Here is a 21470-nt window from a genome sequence, read left to right as displayed (position 1 = left end):
TGATTAAGTGGAACCTTGTTGAGTTTATCTTAACAGGTTCCATTTTTTTTGGAGTTTATTCTGGTAATATAAATGTAAAAACAAAATTGTATAATTGATTGTAGCTGACAAATGATTAAATTTGCACCTTATTCAAGACTATGTTAGAAAAAGAAGTTATAAATTTTGAGAGAACAGTAATTGTTGGTATTGTTACTCAGAATCAAAGTGAAGAAAAGCTAAATGAATATTTAGACGAATTAGAGTTTTTAACTTTTACCGCTGGAGGTGAAGTTATTAAGCGCTTTTCGCAGAAAATGGAACGCCCTAACCCGAAAACTTTTGTAGGGACGGGGAAAATTGACGACATCAATCTTTTTGTAAAAGAAAACAAAATATCGACTGTAATTTTTGATGACGAATTAACGCCATCGCAGCAGAAAAATATCTCAAGAATTATTGATTGTAAAATTCTAGACAGAACAAACTTAATTCTAGACATTTTTGCGCAAAGAGCTGAAACTTCATACGCAAGAACGCAGGTAGAATTGGCGCAATGTCAATATTTGTTGCCAAGACTTTCTGGTTTATGGACACACCTTGAGCGTCAAAAAGGAGGGATTGGTATGCGTGGACCTGGAGAGACAGAGATTGAAACCGATAGACGTATTGTTCGTGACCGAATTTCGTTGTTGAAAGAGAAAATCAAAACGATCGACAAGCAAATGAGTATTCAGCGAAGCAACCGCGGGGCAATGGTTCGTGTCGCTTTGGTTGGATATACCAATGTTGGGAAATCGACTTTGATGAATGCAATTGGTAAAAGTGATGTTTTTGTCGAGAATAAGCTGTTTGCAACTTTAGATACAACAGTTAGAAAAGTGGTGATTAAAAACCTTCCGTTCTTGCTTTCTGATACAGTTGGATTTATTCGAAAACTGCCAACACAATTGGTCGATTCTTTTAAAAGTACTCTAGATGAGGTTCGTGAAGCCGATTTATTGTTGCATGTAGTCGATATTTCGCATCCTGATTTTGAAGATCATATTGAATCGGTGAATAAGACTTTGCAGGAAATAAAAAGCAACGATAAGCCAACTATTATGGTTTTTAATAAAATCGATGCTTACAAACATCTTACAATCGATGAAGATGATTTGATCACAGAAAGAACCAGAAAACACTGGACACTTGACGAATGGAAACAAACGTGGATGAGCAATGTAGGAGAGCATAACGCATTGTTTATTTCTGCTAGGAATAAAGAGAATTTTGAAGAGTTCAGAGAAACAGTTTACGAAGCTGTCCGCCAGATTCATATTACACGTTTTCCATACAACAATTTCTTATACCCAGATTATAAGGATGCAGTTGAAAAAGATGAAGAATAACAAAAAGAGCTTTTGATAAAATCAAAAGCTCTTTTTGTTTTGCCACAGATTAAAGGATTTAAAAGATTTTTTAATCTGAAATAATCTTTTAATCTGTGGCATTATAAATTTTAAAATTCAATTGCCAGACTTAGCTCTTACGAAAATTAAAATCCAAAATTAACGCCTAAACCAAACACTTCTCTAGTTTGAAGTCCTGCAAATGCATTATCATCATAGATTGCCTGAAAGGATAAGTTAGCAGATAAAAACTTATTGATTTTCATTATAACATTTAGTGAATAATTTATATCCACATTTTGTGGGTCTTCAAGATAATTGGAATAAAGATTAAGTGTGTTTTCGGCGGTCACGTTTGTCATAATTGCCAATTTGTAATAAACTGAAGCATAAAAACCAAGTTCGTAACGCATGCTTTTGCCTTCGTCAACACCAAAATAGCTACCGTCTACATATGGCAGTCCGGTAAATCTATCAATTCCAGTTGTATAGGTATTATCTACAAAAGTAAATTTTGAAGTTAGTGGGGCAAAATTTACTTTAAGATTGTCGTCTTTTGTCCAGTAAATACCAGGTCCTGTAGTAAGATAACCAGGAGACATAAATTTGGTTTGCTCAGTCCTTATTTGCTTTCCATTGGCATCTTGATCATAAATGTAGCCAGTTGAAAATTGTGTTCTAAAATTTAAGAAGTAGGAGTAATACCATTCTCCAAAAGCTCTTTTTCCTAGTATAGAATTGAATTCTAAACGGTCATCCGTTTTTTTTGTGAAGTCATCATTTTTGGTTTGAAGAAGACCGTACGATGCTAAAACCTTGTTGTCCCAAGTTAAATCATCTTTTTTGTAATTGAAATCATAATTGATTCCTAATGTTCCAGAAAAGCTGTCTTCACCTCCTGCAATCCAGTTGTTAAAACTAGATTGGTTCAGTAAAAGGGAAACAGTTCCTTTTGTTTTCCAGCCTTCGCCTTCGATAGTATCGTTAATTTTTTTTACTGCCTTTTCAGTATTCTGAATTAACTCTTTTTCTGAATTTTGGGCTTGTACAAACGTGAAGTTTACTAAAATGAAAAGTAATAAGGTTATCTTTCTCATGGTTTTTAGTTTAGAGTGTATTATCAAATATACTAAAAACCAATGGAAAGTTAAAGTGTGCTATGGTGTTATTGCAGGTTATTTCTTAGATTCTTTATATAAAGGCACTGCAGAACATGCTTCGCCGTACATAATACTGCGGGCAAAAGGTTGTAAATAATTTGTAGCCAAAATATAAGCGCGCATAGGAACGGGCTTTCTAGAGCAGCCTTTTACAATAACTGGTTTGCCTTTGTAAACAGTATAATCTATTTTGCTTAAAAGCTCTTCGTAAAGACTTGCGTCAAGATCTTCAATAGTTCCGTTGACTACTTTTTTTGCAAAAGGAACTAAATGAACACTAACTAGAATTAATGCCCACGCAGGAATTATGGCATCTGTACTGCAGTATACAGCAACATATTGATCTTGATATTGCGACCAGTCGTGGTTTTTAAGATGCTCTCTAAAGTCTTTTTCTTTCAATAAAAATCCTTCCAAAAGCCATTGCGAAATGTCAATCTGAACACGCATTCCTTTTGGATAATAATCCTCTAAATCAAAAACTTCTAAAGCACTATTGGCAACTTTATTGATGATTTCTTCCATGTGAAAAATGGTTTCAAGTTTGAGGTCCCAAGTTTCAAGTTGCGTAACCTGAAACTTGAAACTTTAAACCAGAAACAAATATTAAAGCATTCCTAATTCTAATTTAGCTTCTTCGCTCATTAAATCTTTGCTCCAAGGCGGATCGAAAGTAATTTCTACGTCAACATCTTTAATGTTTTCGATTGTTTTTACTTTTTCTTCTACTTCTCTTGGCAGACTTTCAGCAACAGGGCAGTTTGGAGATGTTAATGTCATAAGGATTTTTACTTCATAATCTGTGTTTACCATTACGTCGTAAATTAATCCTAATTCGTAAATATCTACAGGAATCTCAGGATCGTAAATGCCTTTTAAAACTCTTACGATTGATTCTCCTAATTCGTTTGTGTCTATTTCTTGTTCCATTGTTATTTTTGTTTTTACCATTAAGGTATTAAGAAAATTAAGTTTAGCAGTGCGCTTAATTCTCTTGTAATACTTAGAAAATTAAGCTTAAAGCTTTATGAACCTTAATGTCTTAATGGTTTAAATTTTTTTTAATTTTTGTTTTTAGCATCAAAAGCCAAAGCGTACATTTTGATGTTTTTTATCATCGAAACCAAACCGTTGGCACGAGTTGCAGATAAATGTTCTTTTAATCCGATTTCGTCAATGAAATCAGTATCTGCTTCAAGGATGTCTTTTGCTTTTTGGTTTGAGAAAGCGCGAATTAAAATTGCGATTATTCCTTTTGTCAAAATTGCATCGCTATCTGCTGTAAAAACAATTTTATCATCATTTTGTTCTCCTTGCAACCAAACTTTAGACTGACAGCCTTTGATTAAATTATCGTCGGTTTTGTATTCTTCTTTAATTAACGGAAGACTTTTTCCTAGTTCGATGATGTACTCATAACGCTGCATCCAGTCATCGAACATTGAAAATTCGTCTATTATTTCGTCTTGTATTTCTTTTATCGTCATAATTATTCTTTAGAAAAATCAACTAATAAGTTTACTAGTTTTTCGATTTCTTTTGGAGGAAAACCATTGTCGAAACCTGCAGTTTCATATGTTTTTCCATCTTTAGTTATTTTTAAATTTCCTATAGCTGCACCATCATAAGTACGTTTGTCTGTTGGCGCCTTTAAAGAAGAAAGATTCTCTAAGTTAACTTTTGAATATGCATCAACAATTTTATTCCATTTTGCATCATCAATATTGCTTTTAACAGCTTCGGCGTTACGTTCTTTAACAACTGAAACAGTTTTGTTTTCAACGGTAATTACTTTGTAATAACCTCTTGAAAGCGCAGAATATTCAATTTGAGTAGATTTCATGTCTGCTTTTTTTTGACTGCAGCATCCCGTAGCAATAAAAAGTGTCAGGAGCAATAATGATACTATTCGCATATATTTTGTTTTTTAGCTTAACATAGTTTGTGCTTTCTTAACAGCATCAACCATTTGATCGATTTCCTCTTTAGTATTATAGAAAGAAAACGAAGCACGAATTGTTCCTGGAATACAGAAGAAATTCATGATTGGCTGTGCGCAATGATGTCCTGTTCTAACAGCAATTCCTAATTTATCTATAATAGAACCAATATCATACGGGTGAATTCCATCAATATTAAATGAAACTACAGAAGCTTTATTTTTAGTGTTTCCGTAAATTCTAATGCCTTCAATTTCGTTAAGACGTTTTGTTGCGTGCTCTAACAATTCATTTTCATATTCATGAATTTTGTCAAAACCGATCTTGTTTAGATAATCAATTGCAGTTCCTAAAACAATTCCGCCAGCAATGTTTGGTGTTCCGGCTTCAAATTTATGAGGCAGATCTGCGTAAGTTGTTTTTTCGAAAGTCACTTCTTTGATCATTTCGCCACCACCTTGATAAGGAGGAAGTTTGTTGAGCCATTCTTCTTTTCCGTATAAAATTCCAGTTCCGGTTGGACCACACATTTTATGACCCGAAAAAGCATAAAAATCGCAATCTAATTCCTGAACATCTGGTTTTAAATGCGGAACAGCCTGCGCGCCGTCAATTAAAACTGCAGCGCCAACAGCATGCGCTTTATCAATAATATATTTGATTGGATTAATTACACCCAATGCATTTGAAATATGATTTACGGTAACAATTTTGGTTTTTTCAGAAAGCAAAGCATCAAATTCAGAAATGATTAATTCTCCATTTTCATCAATTGGAATAACTCTTAAAACAGCACCAGTTTTTTCGCATAACATTTGCCAAGGCACAATGTTACTATGATGTTCCAATGAAGAAACCACAACTTCGTCGCCTGGTTTTAAAATCGAAGCAAAACCGTTTGCAACTAAGTTAATTCCGTGAGTTGTTCCCGAAGTAAAAAGTACTTCATGAGCATGTTTTGCGTTTATATGGTCTTTTACTTTACCACGAGAAACTTCATAAGCATCAGTTGCTAACTGGCTTAAAGTGTGAACGCCACGGTGAATATTGGCGTTGATTTCGTTATAATATTTTACTTCTGCATCGATCACAACTTGTGGTTTTTGCGAAGTCGCTCCGTTGTCGAAATATACTAATGGCTTTCCATTTACAGTTTGTGAAAGTATCGGGAAATCAGCTCTTATTTTTTGAATATCTAGCATGTCTTATTTAGAAAAAATCTATTTACAAAAGTACTAAAACTAAATTTGTTTATACAGTAATTCTATAATTTCCTTTTATGACGTGATTGTCATAAGGTGCAAATGCTGATTCTGTAAAAATCTGTTCGGTTTTCTGAATTATCTGAATGAGATTTATAATTTGAGTTCTAAAATCGTGAACATAAATTATTTATATTGCAATAAAAATACTAACATATCATGAAAAAATTTCTCAAAGTATTGCTGCTTGCAGTGGTTCTCGCTTTTTTGTATTTCGGATTTACGACTTATCCGAAGCTTGATTTGATTTCTGGTTTTTCGGCCAAAAGTGTTGCATCTGGACACTTTATGGATCATCGATCTTTAGATTTAATTCAGAAAACCGATAATGATATTCATTTATTAGATCTTGCGACCAACACAATTAACGATGCTGGCAAATTTGCAACATCGGCAGTTTATGGTTTGAAAGAAAGAAAAGCAATTTACAGAGACGGTTTAGGTGCTTTGTTAATTAATGATGATTATGATATTTCGAAACCCTATTTGCTTCCAAAAAGAACAAAATTGGTTAATAATCTTCCTTTTCCATATGGAAATAATGAACCAAAAGATACCGCTTTTGCGAATGTGGATTACGCAAAATTGAAAAAAGCAATTGATGATTCTTTTGATAAAGATGGCGGAAAAGCAAAACGCACGCGTGCCGTTGTAGTTTTATATAAAGACCATTTAATTGCTGAAAAATACGATACAGGTTTCAATAAAGACAGCAAAATTTTAGGTTGGTCGATGACAAAGAGTATCACCAGTTCGGCTTTTGGAGTTTTGGCTAAACAAGGAAAAATTGATATTTACAAACCTGCTCCAGTTGCAGAATGGCAAAATGATGAACGTAAAATTATTACGCTTAACGATTTGCTTCATATGAATTCTGGTTTAGAATGGGAAGAAAACTATAGCACAATTTGCGACGCTACAAAAATGCTTTTCCAAGCCGAAGATATGGGAAAAGTACAATTAGAAAAACCAGCACAATTCAAACCCAACACACATTGGAATTATTCGTCCGGAACGACAAATTTATTATCTCTGATTTTAAGAAGACAATTTAAAACGCAACAAGAATATCTTGATTTTTGGTACAGCGCTGTAATCGACAAAATCGGAATGAACTCGATGATTGTTGAACAAGACATGTCAGGAACTTTTGTTGGTTCATCTTACGGATGGGCAACTCCACGCGACTGGTCAAAATTCGGATTATTATACTTAAGAAAAGGAAACTGGAACGGAGAGCAAATCCTTGATGAAAGTTGGGTAAAATATACTGCAACACCAACGAATACTTCAGAAGGAAAATACGGAGCACAATTCTGGCTAAATGCTGGTGGGAAATTCCCGGATGTTCCTCGTGATATGTTTTATTGCAGTGGATATCAAGGGCAAATGGTAGCGATTATTCCGTCTAAAGATATGGTAATAGTGAGAATGGGGGTAAGAGAAGAAGAACCGGGCTTTGATTTTAATGGGTTTTTGAAGGAAGTGATTGCTTCTGTTGGGAAATAATATTTAACCGCAAAGGCGCAAAGTAAAAAGCGCAAAGTTCGCAAAGTTTTGTAATAAACCTTTGCGAACTTTGCGTAACCTTTGTGTCTTTGCGGTAAAACCTCGACTACAAATCAAATCCTAAATTCACGCCCAATTTCATGGCAATGATTTTAGTAATTCTTTGTTTTAATTCTGGTATTTTAATGCTTTCGATTACGGCATTTGAGAATGCGTACATCAATAAAGCTTTAGCTTCTTTTTTCGGGATTCCACGAGACTGCATGTAGAACATTGCTGTTTCATCCAATTGCCCAACTGTACATCCGTGAGAACATTTTACGTCATCAGCGAAAATCTCCAATTGCGGTTTTGCATTGATTGTAGCTTTGTCGCTCAATAAAATATTGTTGCTTTTTTGGAAAGCATTTGTTTTTTGAGCTTCTTTCTCAACCAAAACTTTTCCGTTGAAAACTCCAGTCGAACGATCAGAGAAAATTCCTTTATAATCTTGGAAACTTTCGCAGTTTGGCTGTGCGTGGTTTACCAAAGTATAATGATCAACGTGTTGTTTGTCATTTAAGATCGAAATTCCGTTAAGCGTACTTGTCAATCTTTCTCCGAAATGATAGAAATTTAAATTGTTACGAGTCAAGTTTCCACCAAAAGAGAAAGTATGAACGTAAGCATGGCTTTCTTGTTGTTGCGAAACGTAAGTGTTGTCAATTAAATTCGCTTCGCTGTTGTCGTTTTGAATTTTGTAATAATCAACAATCGCACGTTTTTGAGCGAAAATCTCCGTAACAGAGTTTGTTAAAACTGGATTTTCATTTAAACTTTGGTGACGCTCAATAATTTGAACATGTGAATTTTCACCCACAATAACCAAGTTTCTTGGCTGAACCATTAAAGCAGACTCATTTCCAGTTGAGAAATACATAATCTCAATTGGTTTATCTGCTACTTTTTTCTTCGGAATATTGATAAAAGCACCTTCAATTGCAAAAGCAGTATTCAATGAAGTCAAGCTGTCATCTTTACTTGCAATTTGATTGAAGTATGTATCAATAACCATTTTGTATTTTGGTTTGGTCAATGCAGATGACATCAAGCAAACATCGATTCCGTCATGCGTTGTAGAAGACAAATGCGAACTAAAAACGCCATCGATAAATACTAATTTGTAAGTATCAATTTCGTGTAAAAAGTATTTTTTTACCTGATTGAATTCGATTGCATTTTCTTGCTTTGGAAAAACCGTAAAGTCATTTTTTAAGATGGCGTTTAGCGATGTGTATTTCCAAGCTTCTTCTTTTTTGGTTGGGAAACCTTTATTTTCGAAGTTTTTTAAAGCATTTGTGCGTATGTCATGTAAATCTGAATGTACATCGACACGCTCTTCAAAAGCCATAAAAGACGATACTAATTTTTCTTTTAAATCCATTTCTGTTTTTGTTTCCTTCGGTGTTTCAGGTTTCAAGTTTCATGTTTACCTATTGAAACTTATTCCCTTTGAAATCCTTTTTATTTAAATAAGTGATAAAGTTTTTTATTTTACCGCTTAAATTTTCATAATCCTTTTTTAAAGCTTCGAATTTTTCTTCTGAAATATATTCAAAATCAAAAACACGATATAATTGAGATCTCGTTTCTCCGGCTGAACCTTTTGCAATTGATAAAAATTGTCGAAACTCTAAATTTCCATCTCTTTCAAAACCTTCAGCAATGTTATCCATTACTGAACCCGAAGAACTTTTTATTTGATTTTTAAATCTGAGATCAGATCTTAACTCTGTTTCAACTGAAATAAAATGTATTTCTTTTGCTAATCGTCTCGCCTCTTTCCAGATTTCTAAATCTTCAAACCTCGTAATTGTTGCCATTTCTATTTTAATAAATTTAAGTTTAAACTTACAAAATGTAATTTAACTTGAAACTAAAAAAACATGAAACTTGAAACAAAAAATTTAGTTTTCTGCCTTGATCCAATCGTAACCCTTTTCCTCTAGCTCATATGCCAGCTCTTTTCCTCCAGATTTTACGATTCTTCCGTTGTAAAGAACGTGAACGAAATCAGGAACGATATAATCTAACAAACGTTGGTAGTGTGTGATAACTATGATTGCGTTTTTCTCGCTTTTTAATTTGTTTACACCATTTGCAACAATTCTTAAAGCATCGATATCAAGACCAGAATCAGTTTCGTCAAGGATAGCTAATTTTGGTTCCAACATTGCCATTTGGAAAATCTCGTTTCTTTTTTTCTCTCCTCCAGAAAATCCTTCGTTAAGAGAACGAGAAAGAAATTTACGGTCGATTTCTAATAATTCAGATTTCTCACGAATTACTTTCAACATTTCGTTAGCCGGCATTTCTTCTTGTCCGTTTGCTTTACGAGTTTCGTTGATAGCAGTTTTCATAAAGTTAGTTACGCTAACTCCAGGAATTTCTACCGGATACTGAAAAGAAAGGAAAACACCTTTATGTGCTCTTTCTTCAGGAGCTAAATCAGCAAGATCTTCTCCATCAAGAATAACCTCTCCGTCTGTAACTTCATAATTTTCGTTTCCTGCAATAACAGCAGAAAGTGTACTTTTTCCAGAACCGTTTGGCCCCATTATCGCGTGAACTTCTCCAGCTTTAACTTCTATATTAATTCCCTTAAGGATTTCTTTATCACCAATCGCGGCGTGAAGGTTTTTTATTGATAACATTGTTCTTTATTTTATATAAATGTCAATTCTATTTTTGTTGTTTGGTTTAGGATATTGGCATTAAAATGCGAGTGTCCTAAATATTCCATGCCTAAATAATCGGCTGATTTTTGAAACGGAATGTAAAAACTTTCGTCAGTTTCATCATCGTGAGAATTTGATATCACTCCGATTTTCTTTCCTCTTAGTTTTCTTCCGGTCTCTTTTTCAATTCGGATTAAATCTGAAATCCTATCAAAAAAGACCTTCATAATTGCGCTCATATTGTACCAATAAATGGGCGTTGCAAAAATTAAAGTGTCATACTTTTCGATAATTCCTCTTATTAGAGGTAAAAAATCATCGTCTATATTTTTGCTTTCGTAATCATAATACGAAATATTATAATCACTTAAATTAACGACATCAATATTATGTTCTTTTGAAAGCGCATCTACAATTTTTGTTGTATTTCCGTTTTTTCTTGAGGAACCTAAAATGATGACTGTTTTGTTTTCCATTTTCAAATTAACCTACAGATCCTTCTAAAGAAATCTCTAATAGTTTTTGAGCTTCAACGGCAAATTCCATCGGAAGTTTATTCAATACATCTTTACTGAAACCGTTTACAATTAAGGCAATCGCTTTTTCAGTCGGAATACCTCTTTGGTTACAATAGAAAACTTGATCTTCTCCAATTTTACTTGTAGTTGCTTCGTGCTCAATTTTTGCAGATGGATTTTTACTTTCGATATAAGGGAAAGTATGCGCACCACAATTGTTACCCATTAACAATGAATCACATTGTGAAAAGTTTCTTGCATTCTCCGCTCTTGGCGAAATCTGTACTAAACCACGGTAGCTATTTTGTGATTTTCCAGCTGAAATACCTTTAGAAATAATAGTCGATTTAGTGTTTTTTCCTAAATGGATCATTTTAGTTCCGGTATCCGCTTGTTGGAAATTATTAGTAACAGCAATTGAATAAAATTCTCCTACTGAATTGTCTCCTTTAAGTACACAAGAAGGATATTTCCAAGTTACAGCAGAACCTGTTTCAACTTGTGTCCAAGAAATTTTAGCGTTTGTTTCGCACAAACCTCTTTTGGTTACGAAGTTGTAAACTCCACCTTTTCCTTCTTTGTTTCCAGGAAACCAGTTTTGAACGGTAGAATATTTAATTTCAGCATCATCCAAAGCGATTAATTCAACTACAGCAGCGTGTAATTGATTTTCGTCACGGCTTGGAGCAGTACATCCTTCAAGGTAAGAAACGTAGCTTCCTTCATCAGCAATAACTAGAGTTCTTTCGAATTGTCCAGTTCCTGCTTGATTGATTCTAAAATAAGTTGAAAGTTCCATTGGGCATTTTACACCTTTTGGAATATAACAGAAACTTCCGTCAGAGAAAACCGCTGAGTTTAATGCTGCGTAGAAGTTGTCTTTTTGAGGTACAACAGTTCCTAAATATTTTTTTACTAATTCAGGATGTTCTTTAATAGCTTCTGAAATTGGACAGAAAATAATTCCTTTTTCTGCTAAAGTTTTCTTGAAAGTTGTAGCAACCGAAACAGAATCGACAACAATATCCATAGCGATATTGTTCATCTTTTTCTGTTCGTCGATAGAAATTCCAAGTTTTTTATACATCTCTAATAATTCTGGATCAACATCGTCTAGAGTTTTATTAGGATCTACTTGTTTTGGAGCTGAATAATATGAAATTGCCTGAAAATCTGGTTTTTCATAACGTACGTTTGCCCATTCTGGCTCGATCATTTCTTTCCAAGCGCGGAAAGCTTCGATACGCCATTCGGTCATCCATTCAGGCTCTTCTTTTTTAAGAGAAATAGCTCTAACAATTTCTTCGTTTAAGCCAATAGGGAAAGTTTCAGATTCTATATCGGTATAAAATCCGTACTCATATTCTTTAGTTTCCAGTTCGATTTTTAAATCGTCTTCGGTGTATTTGCTCATTATATTTTAATGTTGTCTTAAAAGTTTTAAAGTCATAAAATCTGAAAGTCAATTAGAGTCTTTAAGACTTTATTGACTTTCGGTTTTTGACTATAAAGAGAATGATTCTCCACATCCGCAAGTTCTGCTTGCGTTAGGATTATTGAAAACAAATCCTTTTCCGTTTAATCCGCCGGAGAACTCTAAAATTGTTCCGGCTAGGTATAAGAATGATTTTTTTTCTACAGCAATTTGTATGTCGTTGTCAACGAATATTTTGTCGTCTTCTCCTTTGGTTTTGTCAAATTTTAAATCATAAGACAAACCAGAGCATCCACCGCTTTTCACGCCTACTCTTACGTAGTCGCTTGCGGCGTCAAAACCATCGTCGGTCATCAAGTCGATGATTTTCTTTTTGGCAGTATCAGAAACTTTTATCATGGTTCTTAGATGTTTGTTTTTAATGAGCATTTTTTCTCTGTAATGAATTTAGTACAGATTTAAAACGCTAATTTTCAATGTTAAATAGAAATTATCGGCAAAGATACGACTTAAAAACCTTTTTCCATAACGGTTCACATTATTATAACAAATGAGAAAATAGATAATACTTATTTTGACAAATCGATCTTAAAAAAGTTCCAAAATTTCAAAAGGAGCTCTTTTTTAGAATTAAGCTGCAAATATCGCTCCTAAATGTTAAAAAACAAGTATTTCTACTGATTATAACTGTTTTTTATTCAATATTTTTGCAGAAAATTAGGAGTAATCATGAAAAAACAAAATGAAATAAAGTGGTTCAAACCTTTGTTTGCTTTAATTTTTGTTTTAGGATTAGGTGCTGTAGTCTTGGTTTTTAGCAGTGAACCTGATAAGAATAATAGTGAAGCTAAAAAGGAAAGTATTTCCAATACAATCTCATTTGATAGTAAAGAAACAAGTGAGAAAAAGAATATTTTAGATTCTTTAAATACATTAAAAAACGCATATGATCAGGCTATTTTAGAAAAAACAGCTTTATCTAAAGAATTAGAGTTGGAGCGTAAGAATGTTGAGAATTTAGAAGCTATTATTAAAGCTTCTAATAATCCATCGGCAGAGCAGATTAGAGTTTATCGAAATCAGCTTTCAGATTTGAATGCGTCATTAGAAAGCAGAGTTCAGGAAATTAAAAAATTGAAATCTCAGAATAAAAATTTATTGACAGAAATTGAAAGCCAGAATGTTGTCATGTACAATCAAAAAGTAGAAAACGACACTTTGGTTTCCAAACAAAAAAAATTAGAATCAACTTTAAAAGATGCTTCGAAACTTTATTTAAGTAATTTTAAAGCTATTGCACTTCGCGAAAAAAATTCTGGAGCCGAATTGGAAACGACAAAAGCGAAGAATACAAAAAAACTTAAAATTAGTTTTACTGTTAACGGAAATGCTGTTGCAAAAACAGGAAAAAGAGTTTTTTATGTTCAGGTTTTAGATCAGAAAAATACGGTTCTAGGAGATAATAAACTAATTGAATTTGGTAATGATAAAGCGCTTGTTTATAGCTTTATAGTAAGCACCGATTTTCAAGGCAAATCGGTAAATGCGTACGGAATTTTGAACGCAGATCAGTTTAAGAAAGGAACTTATTTTGTGAATTATTTTGATAAGCAGGAAATAATGGGAAGCACTTCTATTACATTAGAATAATTTTTTTGACTTTAAATTTTAGCAAAAGGAGTTTGAATTTTCTAGCTTTGTTGTTTTTAGAAAATCATTCTCATGAAACTTTACCCAATAGAATCCGGAAATTTTAAATTAGATGGAGGCGCTATGTTTGGCGTTGTTCCGAAGACAATCTGGAATAAGACAAATCCTGCCGATGCTAATAATTTAATTGATATTGCTGCTCGATGTTTATTGATCGAAGATGGAAATCGTCTTATTTTAATTGACACCGGAATGGGCGATAAACAATCTGAGAAGTTTTTTGGATATTATTCGCTTTGGGGATCACATTCCTTAGATAAGTCTTTGGCAAAATATGGTTTTCATCGAGACGATGTTACAGACGTTTTTATGACGCATCTTCATTTTGATCATTGTGGAGGAAGTGTTCGATGGAATGCCAATAAAACAGGTTATGAGCCAGCTTTTAAAAATGCCAAATTCTGGACAAACGAAAATCATTGGGAATGGGCAACAAAACCAAATGCACGGGAAAAAGCGTCTTTCTTGTCTGAAAATATTTTGCCAATGCAGGAAAGCGGACAATTAAATTTTATCGAAAGACCAGAATCTGATTTTGGATTTGCAAAAGAACTTGGCTTTGATGTTTATTATGTTGACGGACATACAGAAAAACAGATGATTCCGTATATAAAATACCAAGATAAAACGATTGTTTTTTGTGCAGATTTATTAGCTACAGCAGGGCATATCCCGCTTCCGTATGTAATGGGTTATGATACAAGACCTTTATTAACAATGCCAGAGAAATCGAAATTCTTGAATTTGGCAGCAGATAATAATCATTATTTGTTTTTGGAGCACGATGCACACAATCAAATTATAACTGTTGAGCATACTGAAAAAGGTGTTCGATTAAAAGAGGTTTTTACTTGCGAGGAGATTCTTTAAGCAAAATATATTGAACGTAAAAAATCCCATTTCAAAATACTGAAAATGGGATTTTTAACTTTAACTAATTATAATTTTTTAAACTTAGTTGGTTTTGAATTTCCAAACTTGACCTACGGTTTCACCACCTTTATTATCCTTGACAACTACTCTCCAGTAATACTGTGTTGTTGGTTGAAGTGAAGCTTGAAATGATTTTGAATTTGCATTCTCACTTACTTTTGCTGTTGGCGGATTTGCAGTTCCAAAATAAACATCATAAGTAAGAATGTCAGAAGTATCAACATCAGAAGCATTCCAACTTAAAGTTGCAGTTGATGCGCTCAAGGCTGCATTGATTGCTGGAGCAATCAATTCTGGAGCAAATGGCAAATGATTTACAACAGCTGTGCCAGCAGTATAAAACTTGAATGTTGAAGAATAAGCACTAGATAATCCTTTAGCATCTGTCGCTTTTACTCTCCAATAATAAGCGGTATTTTTTTCTAATGCTAAACCGCTTGTTGAAAGAGATGAATTGTCTAATGTATTAACAATCTGAGCAAATGCATTATCTTTTGCAATTTGAATCTGATAAACTATAGCATCTTTTTGCTCATCAGTTGAAGCATTCCACTGAAAAGAAACAGTATTGTCTAAACATAATTTATTGTCAGCCGGTATACTCAATACAGGTACTGTAGGAGCTGTGTTTGCTACTGGTGGAGTAACAGGATCATCTCCGCCTCCGCTTCCACAGGCTGCAAATACTAAACAGATTATTGACAGGTATATAGAATTCTTCATTTTTTATTTTTTAATGATTTTAATGTATTCTGGAGTTTCTAAGTTGATTTTAGCGGCATAAATTCCTGAAGGCAATTTTTCAAGATTTAAAAGCGCTCTTCCGCTTTCAATATTATAAGTTTCGTGTGAAACTAATTGACCACCAAAGTTGTATAAATCAATAGTAACTTCAGTTTTAGTACTTGGAATTTCGATTTCGATACTGCCAGAGGTAGGGTTTGGATAAGCCGAAAGCATTGTTCCTAATTCATAAGAAGTAATTTTTTTAGCAAAAACACCTTCACAAGCTTTTGCAGTTGCAACTTCAACTAATCCTGCTTTATCTAGAGAAACTGTAAAATTGCTGTCTGTTGTTTGGAATTGCTCTGCACCATCAACAAATACAGTGAAAGGAGCTGTTCCTTCAGTGATTTCAACATTTACATTCTTTGCGCTTACATTAGATTTTCCTGTAATAGTAGCACCTTTTTGAATGGTTACATTGAAATTTTGTTCGAAAATCATTTCAGGAATAGTAATCTTAATTTTGTAAACTCCTGGAGTTAATGCAGAAACTTTTAAAGCATTATTTGTAAAAGTGTACGATTTGTCATTTATCGTTGCGTTGTAAGCAAATGAAGCTTTTCCAACAATACTGATTTCTCCGTTATTTTCACCTAAACAAGATTCTCCTTTAGTTTCTACAGTAAAATTGCTTGGATCTAGAACCAATTCGCCAGTACATTCTGTGTTGTATTTAGCAATTGCATCTTTTCTTGATGACCAGTTTGTATTGGCAAAAGTAACATCGTCAACAAGAATGCAATATAATTGTGGATTAGAGACAAATGATAAATTGTAATTTTGCATCAATGTATTTTTTCCATTTCTCATATCCAAACTTGTCAATTGGTTATTATTTGCATAAAGACCAACCAAAGCCGTATTTTTTGTAATATCTAAAGTTTTTAATTGATTTTTGGAAACGCCTAAAGCAGTTAGAGCAGTATTAGCTGAAACATCAATCGTACTTAATTTATTATTAGAAATATCAAGAGAAAGTAATCCCGTATTTCGAGAAAGGTCAATTGTAGTAAGTAGATTATCACTTGCTGATAATGATGTTAAAGCGTTAAGATTAGATACATTTATGTTTTCTAACTTATTAGCATTAATTCTTACTTCTTTTAGAAGCAGATTTTTAGAAAAATCCAAAGAAGTTAGCTGATTATTAGAAAAATCTATTTTTGTTAGATTTGTATTTGCACTAATATCAAAATTACTTATCTGATTGATAGAAGCATCTAAGCTTGTTAATTCGGTGCTTTTAGAAATATTTAAGCTGGTTAATTTATTTCTGTAAACATTTAAAGATTTTAAAGCGGTGTTTTTAGAAACGTCTAAACTTACTAATTCATTATTGTAAGCTACTACGTTTGTTAAATTGGTGTTGGCAGATAAATCTACAGATGTTAATTTATTACTTGAAAAGTCAACCATTGTCAATTTTACGTTTTTAGATAAATCTAAAGATGTCAATGCAGCTGAATAACAATATAAAGTTTCTAATGCCGTAAAATCTTCAATACCTGTTAAGTCAGATACTTTTAGATTACCGTCGCTAACATTCAAATAGGTAACTCTTGAAAGACTTTTGGTAAGTACTTTTCCGTTTTCACCATCTGTGTCAATGTTTTTAGCAATTAATATTTTTTCAAAATTTGGATCAGGTATAGCTGTGAATTTTCCATTTAACGGACATACGTCAGTAGAATATATTGCCGTTGCATCTTTTGCAATCCAATTGTCATTTGAGAATGCAGCATCGTCAACTTGAATGCAAAGTAAGTTTGGATTTTCTGTGAAATTTCCAAAAATTACTCTTTCCATGTTAACATTGTTTCCATTCTTTAAATTTAAGTTGTACAAGTTATTGCTAGCACAATCAATTTCTTTTAATGCTGTATTTTTCGAAACATCTAAGTCTTCCAATTTATTGATACTGGCACTTAAAACTTTTAATTGAGTGTTTTTAGAAACATTCAAAGCTGTAAGCTCATTAGTGCTGCAGTCTAAATTGGTTAATTGTGATTGATTAGATACATTCAATGTTGTAATTGCATTATTGCTGCAATTTAAATTGCTCAATAAGTAATTACTGGAAAGATTTAAAGCTGTGATTTTATTTGCATTACAGTTTAAGGACGCTAATTTGTAGTTTGCAGAGACATCTACAGAAGACAATTGGTTTTTGCTTACATTTAAATTGGCCAACAATTTATTATTAGTAATATTAATTGTCGTCAATTTGTTATCAGCAGCTTCTAATGAAGTTAATGCAGTAAAATCTTCTAATCCTGTCAAATCAGCAATATTACTCTTTGATACGTTTAGAGAAGTTACTGTATCAATGTTATAAGTTGCAACTTTTCCGTTTGGACCATCTTTGTCAATTCCAAGAGCTATTAATTTATTTTCAAAATTAACATCGGGAATTAATGTAAAAGGTTCTCCATTTGGACATGTTGCTGATGAAAAACTAGCAGTTACATCTTTCAGGTTACTCCATTTTTCGTTTGAAAAAGCCACATCATCAACCTCAATACAAGTTAAATAAGGGTTTCTTTTGAAGTCTGAGTAGGTAGTATTTATTAAACTATTAGCTCCGTTTTTCAAATTCAAATTGTATATCTTATTATCATTTACGTATAATTGGGTCAGTTTGTTGTTTTTAGACAAATCTAAAGTTCTGATCTGATTTCCAGCACATTGTAATGCAAGTAAAAGCGGGTTGTTTGAAACGTCTAAGGATGTTAGTAAATTGTCGTAAATTGATAAATAATCTAATTTTGCATTTTGAGACAAATCGATGGTTTTCAAATTATTACTGCCTAAATATAACCTGCTCAAGATAGTGTTTTTAGAAAGTTCTAAAGCGGTTAATAGATTGTCTCGAACATCTAATGTGCTTAAATTTGTATTTTTTGAAATGTTAAGATCTGTAAATTGATTTCCTTGTATATTTAAAGATCCTAATCTTGTGTTTTTAGAAATATCAAGCGTAGTTAGTTTATTATAGTTTAAGCTCAAAGCCCATAAAGAAGTATTGTTCGATACATCAATTTCAGCTAGTTGGTTATTATCAAGATTTAGAATAATTAATGCAGTATTGCTAGAAAGATCAATTGTTTTAATATTATTATTGTTTGCATTAAGTGAGGTCAAAGCTCTAAAATCTTGGATACCCGTTAGATCTGAAACTTTATTATTTGTGTCATTTAAGGTTAAATCTGTTAATGTTAAAATGCTCAAAGTACGTACTTTTCCATTTTCCCCATCTTTATCTATGCCCTTAGCAATTAATATTTTTTCAAAATTTAAGTCAGGAATTAATGTTTGCTGTTCATTTAGCGGACATGCTTGAGACGAATAACTTGCACTTGCATCTTTAGCAATCCAGTTTGCTTCAGCAAATGCAACATCATCAACCTCGATACACACTAAATGAGGGTTTTCGGTGAAATTACCGAAAATCATACGCTGCATATTTGCATTATTTCCGTTTTTCAAATTAAGATTGTGCAGGTTATTAGAAGCACAGTCAACTTCTTTTAGACTCTTGTTTGCAGAAAGATCTAAGCTTACTATTTTGTTAAAACTTGCGCTTAAGTTAGTCAGCGTAGTATTATAAGATACATCTAATGAAAAAAGAGTGTTGTTGCTACATTTTAATTCAGTTAAGAATGTATTGTTGGAAACATTTAATGCTGTCAAATTATTTTTAGAACAATCTAATGAAGTTAAAGAAACAAAATCCTGAATTCCCGTTAGGTCTTTAATGTTACTGTCGGATACGTTTAAAGAAGTAAGATTAAGTATCTCAGAAGTTAAAACTTTACCATTTTTACCATCTTTGTCAATTCCTTTTAGAATTAATGCCTCTTCAAAATTTGAATCAGGGATTGTGGTATATGCAAGTACTACATCGCATGAAGAAGAATAAGTCGCAGAGGCATCTTTTAATGTTGCCCAATTTGCATTAGAGTACTCAACATCATCTACTTCAATACAGCTTAATCTTGTATTTCTAAAACCTCTATAGTTTGAGGTGTTTGTTATGAAGTTTTTATTATTACCATTTTTAAGGTTTAAATAAGACAAATCGTTATTATAACCGCAAGAAAATTTTGTTATTAAAGTATTTTTCGAAATATCTAACGATTTAAAATCGTTTTGATCACAATTAAGAGTCACTAACTGTAAGTTTTTAGAAATGTCTAGTAATTTTAAATCATTAAGTTCAACATCTAAATTCTTTAAAGCAGGATTGTTTGTGATATCCAAAGTTTTGATTTTGTTATTGTAGCAGTAAAGGCTTTCTAGTGCAGTGTTTTTAGAAACATTAATTACTGTTAAAGGATTTTCGCCACAACCTAGTGTTTTTAATGCTGTATTTTGAGTAACATTAAGTTCAGTAATTGCATTTGATGAAATTATTAATGTTTCTAAAGCCAAATTTGAACGCACATCAAGCTTAGTAAGCTTATTATTGCTTAAATTTAATTCTGTAAGATTTACATTCTGCGATACATTAATTTCAGATAGGCTTCTAGTTCGGCAAATGAAAGATGTAAGTTGAGTAAAAGGAGTAATATCAAATTTAGTTATTGTACTCGCTTTCGAGAATGCCGTAAGTTCTAATTTTTTTAAGTTTTTAAAAGATTCTAAACCTGTTACATCGGTTACATTCTCGATGTTAAGATTTAGTTTTTCGGTAGCTAAAACTTTAGATTTTAGAATTTTACCGTCTACTACACCGTCCAAACTATTAGTCATTAAAGCTTTTTCGAATTCTGGATCAGGTATTATAATGTATTCAGGAGTTTGGCAAGTTAATGAGTAATCAACATTGCTGCCTTTAAATGATTCCCAGTTACCAGTAGAATATGCTACATCATCAACTAGAATACAATATAAGCTTGGAGTATAGTTTAAGTTTATTTTTTTTATCAGAGTGTTTTGCCCATTCTGAAGATTTAAGGTTTCAAGTCTGCTATTGTCTTGAGATTGTATAGTATTTAAAAGCGTATTTTTACTTAAATCCAAAGACGTCAAAAGATTTCCATTTACATACAGATATTGCAATTTTGTATTAGAAGAAAGATTTAAACTGCTTAGTTGGTTACTACTGCAATATAAATCTATTAAGTCTGGAAGAGCAGAAACATCTAAACTAGAGAGCTTATTGTCAGCGCAATATAAATTGATTAGTTTAGTATTTTTAGAGACGTTTAAACTTGTTATACTATAATTTGAATCACATCTTAAGGTTGTTAACTCTACATTCTTAGACAAATCCAATGTTGTCAATTTATTCGACATTGTATATAACTGAGTTAACGAAACGAAGTCTTCAATCCCTGTTAAATCAGTAATATTACTGGTTGAAACGTCCAATGTTGTTATTGTATTAATATTGCTTGTTTGTACTTTTCCATCAGGTGTCCCAGAATCAATACCTAAGGCAATCAATTTATTTTCAAAATTTATATCAGGAATTTTTGTGTATTGTTCTGTTCCAGCTACATATACCTGAACGTGGTCGATCAAGACAGTGAAAGGAGCATTATCAAAACTAAAAGTAGAAATTGATAAATCATATGAAAGATTTGCGTCAGGAGTAAAAGTTGCTTCTTTTTCATTCCATAAATTGTTGGTAGCAATAGTACTTGAAGATAAAGCACTAGAACTTCCGTTTTTTGAGATATTTAATGAAATAGGATGGCTTCCATTATAATTGTTGTCTGTGTACAGGTACTTAAATTTGATCGTATAAGTAACACCTGCCTGTAATGGTACTTGCGCAGTAATTTTAGGGGAAGCGCTTATATACGATAATTCTGCACTAAAAGTCCCTTCATAATTGGCACTTCTTCTGGAGACACTATTTTCCGTGATCCAGTCTTGAAGTGTAAATCCCGCCCAAGAATTAAGTCCGCCATTTGGGACTAAATTAATTTGCGCATAAATAGAAAAATTTGTCAATAAGAATAACAAGAGTAGTTTTGTCTTCATAGAATAAGTTTAGAATTAGGTCGCGCAAGTATAAGTTAATAAAATGGGTTGACCTTACGTGAAACCGTAAAGACTATATTATTTGTTGATTTTTTCTCAATTACGCAACAAATAATTGCTCATAAGTATATTTTTAATC

General features: G+C 32.7%; 18 protein-coding genes. 4 read left to right on the top strand and 14 right to left on the bottom strand.

Going from position 1 to position 21470, the window contains the following annotated elements; genetic code table 11:
- The first annotated feature begins 140 nt into the window (after positions 1-140).
- Complete coding sequence (hflX, locus tag ABXT06_RS01465) at positions 141-1370, top strand: GTPase HflX (RefSeq protein WP_354589150.1); 1230 nt, start codon at positions 141-143, stop codon at positions 1368-1370.
- Positions 1371-1516: 146 nt separating this feature from the next.
- On the opposite strand, the gene ABXT06_RS01460 is transcribed toward hflX, so the two are convergent.
- From ABXT06_RS01460 to ABXT06_RS01435, 6 genes are all read right to left on the bottom strand, one after another.
- A complete protein-coding gene (locus tag ABXT06_RS01460) occupies positions 1517-2467 on the bottom strand; it encodes a DUF3078 domain-containing protein (RefSeq protein ID WP_354589149.1) in 951 nt (316 codons plus the stop codon).
- Between the two features lie 78 nt (positions 2468-2545).
- Positions 2546-3055 (bottom strand): DUF2480 family protein, encoded by a 510-nt coding sequence (locus ABXT06_RS01455; RefSeq protein ID WP_354589148.1) that lies wholly within the window; start codon positions 3053-3055, stop codon positions 2546-2548.
- 81 nt (positions 3056-3136) lie between these two features.
- A complete protein-coding gene (locus tag ABXT06_RS01450; RefSeq protein ID WP_012023258.1) occupies positions 3137-3460 on the bottom strand; it encodes an SUF system Fe-S cluster assembly protein in 324 nt (107 codons plus the stop codon).
- A gap of 131 nt (positions 3461-3591) precedes the next feature.
- The gene (locus ABXT06_RS01445; RefSeq protein ID WP_012023259.1) at positions 3592-4017 is read right to left on the bottom strand and encodes a SufE family protein; all 426 of its coding nucleotides are present in this window, start codon (positions 4015-4017) and stop codon (positions 3592-3594) included.
- A 2-nt stretch (positions 4018-4019) separates the two neighbouring features.
- Positions 4020-4445: a hypothetical protein gene (locus ABXT06_RS01440; RefSeq protein ID WP_354589147.1), complete on the bottom strand. Its 426-nt coding sequence runs from the start codon at positions 4443-4445 to the stop codon at positions 4020-4022.
- A 12-nt stretch (positions 4446-4457) separates the two neighbouring features.
- Positions 4458-5672 carry an aminotransferase class V-fold PLP-dependent enzyme gene (locus tag ABXT06_RS01435; protein WP_354589146.1) on the bottom strand — a complete coding sequence of 405 codons (1215 nt, stop codon included), beginning with the start codon at positions 5670-5672 and terminating at the stop codon, positions 4458-4460.
- A 219-nt stretch (positions 5673-5891) separates the two neighbouring features.
- Between ABXT06_RS01435 and ABXT06_RS01430 the strand changes: the two genes are divergently transcribed.
- Complete coding sequence (locus tag ABXT06_RS01430; protein ID WP_354589145.1) at positions 5892-7241, top strand: serine hydrolase domain-containing protein; 1350 nt, start codon at positions 5892-5894, stop codon at positions 7239-7241.
- A 106-nt stretch (positions 7242-7347) separates the two neighbouring features.
- Here ABXT06_RS01430 and sufD read toward each other — a convergent pair whose 3' ends face one another.
- From sufD to ABXT06_RS01400, 6 genes are all read right to left on the bottom strand, one after another.
- Complete coding sequence (gene sufD, locus ABXT06_RS01425) at positions 7348-8664, bottom strand: Fe-S cluster assembly protein SufD (RefSeq protein WP_073413408.1); 1317 nt, start codon at positions 8662-8664, stop codon at positions 7348-7350.
- Between the two features lie 49 nt (positions 8665-8713).
- Positions 8714-9103: a four helix bundle protein gene (locus ABXT06_RS01420; RefSeq protein WP_354589144.1), complete on the bottom strand. Its 390-nt coding sequence runs from the start codon at positions 9101-9103 to the stop codon at positions 8714-8716.
- Positions 9104-9187: 84 nt separating this feature from the next.
- On the bottom strand, positions 9188-9934 hold the full coding sequence (gene sufC, locus ABXT06_RS01415; RefSeq protein WP_057121683.1) for a Fe-S cluster assembly ATPase SufC: 747 nt from the start codon (positions 9932-9934) through the stop codon (positions 9188-9190).
- Between the two features lie 11 nt (positions 9935-9945).
- The gene (locus tag ABXT06_RS01410) at positions 9946-10434 is read right to left on the bottom strand and encodes a flavodoxin family protein (RefSeq protein ID WP_354589143.1); all 489 of its coding nucleotides are present in this window, start codon (positions 10432-10434) and stop codon (positions 9946-9948) included.
- Positions 10435-10441: 7 nt separating this feature from the next.
- Complete coding sequence (gene sufB / locus ABXT06_RS01405) at positions 10442-11890, bottom strand: Fe-S cluster assembly protein SufB (protein ID WP_354589142.1); 1449 nt, start codon at positions 11888-11890, stop codon at positions 10442-10444.
- Between the two features lie 90 nt (positions 11891-11980).
- Complete coding sequence (locus ABXT06_RS01400) at positions 11981-12310, bottom strand: HesB/IscA family protein (RefSeq protein ID WP_012023267.1); 330 nt, start codon at positions 12308-12310, stop codon at positions 11981-11983.
- A gap of 330 nt (positions 12311-12640) precedes the next feature.
- Here ABXT06_RS01400 and ABXT06_RS01395 point away from each other — a divergent pair, with 330 nt between their 5' ends.
- Positions 12641-13561, top strand: a complete 921-nt coding sequence (locus ABXT06_RS01395; RefSeq protein ID WP_354589141.1) for a coiled-coil domain-containing protein — start codon at positions 12641-12643, stop codon at positions 13559-13561.
- A 72-nt stretch (positions 13562-13633) separates the two neighbouring features.
- The gene (locus tag ABXT06_RS01390; protein WP_354589140.1) at positions 13634-14491 is read left to right on the top strand and encodes an MBL fold metallo-hydrolase; all 858 of its coding nucleotides are present in this window, start codon (positions 13634-13636) and stop codon (positions 14489-14491) included.
- 84 nt (positions 14492-14575) lie between these two features.
- Here the strand turns inward: ABXT06_RS01390 and ABXT06_RS01385 are convergent, their stop codons facing one another.
- Together ABXT06_RS01385 and ABXT06_RS01380 are read right to left on the bottom strand one after the other, a co-directional pair.
- Positions 14576-15277, bottom strand: coding sequence for a glycoside hydrolase family 78 protein (locus ABXT06_RS01385; protein WP_354589139.1), 702 nt, complete (start codon positions 15275-15277; stop codon positions 14576-14578).
- 3 nt (positions 15278-15280) lie between these two features.
- Entirely contained in the window at positions 15281-21331 is a 6051-nt protein-coding gene (locus tag ABXT06_RS01380) for a T9SS type A sorting domain-containing protein (protein WP_354589138.1), read from the bottom strand.
- Positions 21332-21470 lie beyond the last annotated feature (139 nt).

The sequence above is a fragment of the Flavobacterium sp. UW10123 genome, from assembly GCF_040538975.1.
Taxonomy (GTDB): Bacteria; Bacteroidota; Bacteroidia; order Flavobacteriales; family Flavobacteriaceae; genus Flavobacterium.
Note: the sequence above shows the minus strand (reverse complement) of the source record. Positions and strands in the feature narration are given on the sequence as shown.

Bases quoted from the DNA above. Each gene is read 5' to 3' on its own strand.
- ABXT06_RS01385 (WP_354589139.1), bottom strand. From the start codon at position 15,277: ATGAAGAATTCTATATACCTGTCAATAATCTGTTTAGTATTTGCAGCC.
- ABXT06_RS01390 (WP_354589140.1), top strand. From the start codon at position 13,634: ATGAAACTTTACCCAATAGAATCCGGAAATTTTAAATTAGATGGAGGC.
- ABXT06_RS01380 (WP_354589138.1), bottom strand. From the start codon at position 21,331: ATGAAGACAAAACTACTCTTGTTATTCTTATTGACAAATTTTTCTATT.
- sufC (WP_057121683.1), bottom strand. From the start codon at position 9,934: ATGTTATCAATAAAAAACCTTCACGCCGCGATTGGTGATAAAGAAATC.
- ABXT06_RS01400 (WP_012023267.1), bottom strand. From the start codon at position 12,310: ATGATAAAAGTTTCTGATACTGCCAAAAAGAAAATCATCGACTTGATG.
- ABXT06_RS01395 (WP_354589141.1), top strand. From the start codon at position 12,641: ATGAAAAAACAAAATGAAATAAAGTGGTTCAAACCTTTGTTTGCTTTA.
- ABXT06_RS01460 (WP_354589149.1), bottom strand. From the start codon at position 2,467: ATGAGAAAGATAACCTTATTACTTTTCATTTTAGTAAACTTCACGTTT.
- ABXT06_RS01410 (WP_354589143.1), bottom strand. From the start codon at position 10,434: ATGGAAAACAAAACAGTCATCATTTTAGGTTCCTCAAGAAAAAACGGA.
- sufD (WP_073413408.1), bottom strand. From the start codon at position 8,664: ATGGATTTAAAAGAAAAATTAGTATCGTCTTTTATGGCTTTTGAAGAG.
- ABXT06_RS01450 (WP_012023258.1), bottom strand. From the start codon at position 3,460: ATGGAACAAGAAATAGACACAAACGAATTAGGAGAATCAATCGTAAGA.
- sufB (WP_354589142.1), bottom strand. From the start codon at position 11,890: ATGAGCAAATACACCGAAGACGATTTAAAAATCGAACTGGAAACTAAA.
- ABXT06_RS01430 (WP_354589145.1), top strand. From the start codon at position 5,892: ATGAAAAAATTTCTCAAAGTATTGCTGCTTGCAGTGGTTCTCGCTTTT.
- ABXT06_RS01435 (WP_354589146.1), bottom strand. From the start codon at position 5,672: ATGCTAGATATTCAAAAAATAAGAGCTGATTTCCCGATACTTTCACAA.
- ABXT06_RS01455 (WP_354589148.1), bottom strand. From the start codon at position 3,055: ATGGAAGAAATCATCAATAAAGTTGCCAATAGTGCTTTAGAAGTTTTT.
- ABXT06_RS01440 (WP_354589147.1), bottom strand. From the start codon at position 4,445: ATGCGAATAGTATCATTATTGCTCCTGACACTTTTTATTGCTACGGGA.
- ABXT06_RS01420 (WP_354589144.1), bottom strand. From the start codon at position 9,103: ATGGCAACAATTACGAGGTTTGAAGATTTAGAAATCTGGAAAGAGGCG.
- hflX (WP_354589150.1), top strand. From the start codon at position 141: ATGTTAGAAAAAGAAGTTATAAATTTTGAGAGAACAGTAATTGTTGGT.
- ABXT06_RS01445 (WP_012023259.1), bottom strand. From the start codon at position 4,017: ATGACGATAAAAGAAATACAAGACGAAATAATAGACGAATTTTCAATG.